Annotated in this window: 4 protein-coding genes; 2 read left to right on the top strand and 2 right to left on the bottom strand. The window is 67.1% G+C overall.

The annotated features are described in order from the left end of the window. Positions 1-627, bottom strand: a 627-nt coding sequence (locus FNJ47_RS45365) for a histidine phosphatase family protein (RefSeq protein WP_163163208.1), incomplete at its 3' end; no start/stop codon positions are given. Between the two features lie 229 nt (positions 628-856). Here FNJ47_RS45365 and FNJ47_RS45360 point away from each other — a divergent pair. Beyond that, complete coding sequence (locus FNJ47_RS45360) at positions 857-1,345, top strand: sigma-70 family RNA polymerase sigma factor (protein ID WP_163163206.1); 489 nt, start codon at positions 857-859, stop codon at positions 1,343-1,345. 67 nt (positions 1,346-1,412) lie between these two features. After that, positions 1,413-2,177, top strand: coding sequence for an anti-sigma factor family protein (locus FNJ47_RS45355; RefSeq protein ID WP_163163203.1), 765 nt, complete (start codon positions 1,413-1,415; stop codon positions 2,175-2,177). Positions 2,178-2,565: 388 nt separating this feature from the next. Here the strand turns inward: FNJ47_RS45355 and FNJ47_RS45350 are convergent. Next, a partial coding sequence (locus FNJ47_RS45350; RefSeq protein WP_283811387.1) for a DnaJ C-terminal domain-containing protein occupies positions 2,566-2,936 on the bottom strand: 371 nt, incomplete at its 5' end.

Raw genomic sequence — 2,936 nt, 5'->3', positions numbered from 1 at the left:
GGCTCGACGCTGGCGCAGGCGCAGGCTGCCGATCCCGTCGTCTATGCCCGCCGCGCCGAACACGTAGACTGCGCCCTGCTCGATATAGAGCTCGGCGGCCGAGGCCGGCGTCTCGAAGCCGAGCGCCACCATCAGCGCCCGCGCCGTGCCGCCATGGGCGACGGCGACCGTGTCGGAAGTCACCGAATGGTACCACTCGGTCATCCGCACCTGCACGTCGACATAGCTCTCGCCGCCCTCCGGCGCCACCATCCACTTCTCGGCCAGGCGGCGGGCATAGACGACGGGATCGGCAGCCTGCGCCTGCGCCAGCGTCGAGCCCTCCCACGTCCCGTAGCCGATCTCGCGCAGCCTGTCGTCGAGGGCATAGTCGCCCGGCGGCAGGCCAAGCTCGGTGCGCACCAGCTCCATGGTCGCGCGCGCCCGGATCAGCGGGCTTGCGACGAACGGCAGCGTCGTCTTGTCACGGCCATCGCGCGCCAGCAGACCGGCGAGGATGCGCCCGGCCTGCGCGGCCTGGGCGCGGCCGCGCTCGTTGAGGGCAATGTCCTGCGCACCCTGAAGCCGGCCTTCGGCGTTCCACGAAGTTTCGCCGTGGCGAATGTAGTAGATCGTTGGCACCGGCATTCCCGTAACGGCTGGTCCTTGCTGAGCGAGCTGTCGGGCGCCTGATATCAAGGCTTCCACGCTTCGAATTTTTCGGCTCCGAGGTACACCAGCGCTTCGGCTGGCGACAAGCCCAAATCGGCCGCAGCTGAGGCGGTATGCGCAGAGATCGGTGCAACCGGAATAGCCACGCCGTTAGGGTGTTATGTTGGGCAAGGCACTGTCGCCGAGACCATCGAAGAGTGGATGCATGACCGCGTTTCGTCAAAGTGTCGAAGCCATGATTCCGGCGCTCCGCCGCTATGCGCGCGCGCTGGCACGTGACACGGATATCGCCGACGATCTGGTGCAGGACGCGCTGGTGCGCGCGCTGCGCTCGGAGCGGCTGTTTCTCGGCGGCGATGTCAGGAGCTGGCTCTATACGATCCTGACCAATCTGAACAAGAACCGAAGGCGCTCGCTGGCGCGGCGGCCGCCCCTGATGCCGCTGCTCGACAACAATGCCGACGCCAGCGGCACCGAGGCCGAGGGACGCGACATCGAGCGCGCGCTGTCGACGCTGGTCGAGGAGCAACGCTCGGTGCTGCTGCTCGTGATGCTGGAGGGCATGAGCTACCGGGAGGTCGCCGACATCCAGGGCGTGCCGATCGGCACGGTGATGTCCCGCCTCGCCCGCGCGCGCGCCCATGTGCGGGCATCGATCGAGGGCCAGCGCCCGGCGCTGCGGCGGGTGAAATGATAATGTGCGCGATGGCAGGTGTTACGCTTGAACGATTTTCAAACAAGATTTGGCAGAGACGACTGATATGACCGACCCGAACATCCCCGTCACCGAAGACGAGCTGCACGCCTACGTCGACAACGAGCTGCCGGCCGAACGCCGCGGCGATGTCGAGGCGTGGCTCGCCGCACATCCTGACGACGCGGCGCGGGTGCAGTCATGGCGCGCGATGGCCGAGACGCTGCATGCGCGCTACGACACCGTGCTGGACGAGGCCGTGCCGAAGCGGCTCGAGCTCGAGCGGCTGGTGCGCCAGCCGCGCCGCTGGATCTATGGCGCGGTGGCGGCAACGCTGATGGCCTTCATCGCCGGCGGTGGCGTCGGCTGGGTCGCGCGCGGCGCTACGGCTGCACCGTCGACCTTCCAGAGCTTCACGCTCGACGCGCTCGATGCCCACCGGCTCTACGTGGTCGAGGTTCGCCATCCCGTCGAGGTGCCCGGCAGCGAGCGCGACCATCTGCAGCAATGGCTGACCAAGCGCTGCGGCTGGGACGTGCGTGCGCCGGAGCTCACCGGGCTGAAGCTGGTCGGCGGCCGCCTGCTGCCCGGCCCGAGCGGGCCGGCGTCGTTCCTGATGTATGAGAGCACGTCCGGCGAGCGCTTCACGGTCTACACCGCCAAGGCGAAGACCGAGGCGACGCAGATGCGTTATGCCGCGCAGGGCAGCGACGGCGCGCTGTTCTGGGCCGATCGGGGCGTCGCCTATGTCGTCAGCGGCGGCACCGACCGCAGCCGGCTGACCCAGGTCGCGCAGGCCGTCTACGATCAGATGGAGAAGAGCGGAGGTTGATCTCCCGTAATTTTACGGGAGATCACGTCGCGAAATTGCGTCGTTTCGAGTAAGTGAATCCAGCCTCACCCGGCGTCCCAATTCCGACATTGAAAACTTCGATTCGCGTCATCGACGCGTCTCATTATCGCACCGGATGCTCACGCGAAGATGATCTGCGCCCGATCCGCCGATCGGCGCACGCGGCCTCGATTGGGGTTTTGTGTACCGCGCTGGTCCCCCTCTCGAGGCCGCACTCCTTTTTCCGCCACCCGGGTCTGCACGCCGCAGGCCAGGAGCTGGACGGCCGGTCATCCTTTGACGCGCTCACAGCGCGGCGTCTACCCCGATAGAATCCGGGGTAGTTGCAGTTTCGCGTCTTCGCGTCTCTGGGGCGCGCCCTCGGCGGTCAGCCGAGGTCGCTTCGCGGATTGTAGGGGTTACGCTCCCGCCACGTCTGCATCAATGCCTCAAGCTCGGCATCGTTCCCGTCCGGAAGGATGATGCGGGTCGTGACGTAGAGGTCGCCGGTCACCCCCGCCTTCGACAGCCCCTTGCCCTTGAGGCGGAACGTGCGTCCGCTCGAGGTGTTCTTCGGGATCGACAGTTCGACCGCGCTGCCGAGCGTCGGCACGCGGACCTTGCCGCCCAGCACCGCCTCATAGAGGGTCACGGGCAGGTCGATCCGCAGATCGTTGCCGTCGATCTTGAAGAACGGATGCGGCGCGATCGAGATCGTGATCAGGAGATCGCCGGGCGGATGGCCTTGCGCGGTGTCGC

Source organism: Bradyrhizobium uaiense (assembly GCF_010811875.1).
In the GTDB taxonomy this organism is placed as follows: domain Bacteria; phylum Pseudomonadota; class Alphaproteobacteria; order Rhizobiales; family Xanthobacteraceae; genus Bradyrhizobium; species Bradyrhizobium uaiense.
The sequence above is the reverse complement of the archived record's forward strand: the minus strand, read 5'-3'. Positions and strand labels throughout refer to the sequence as shown.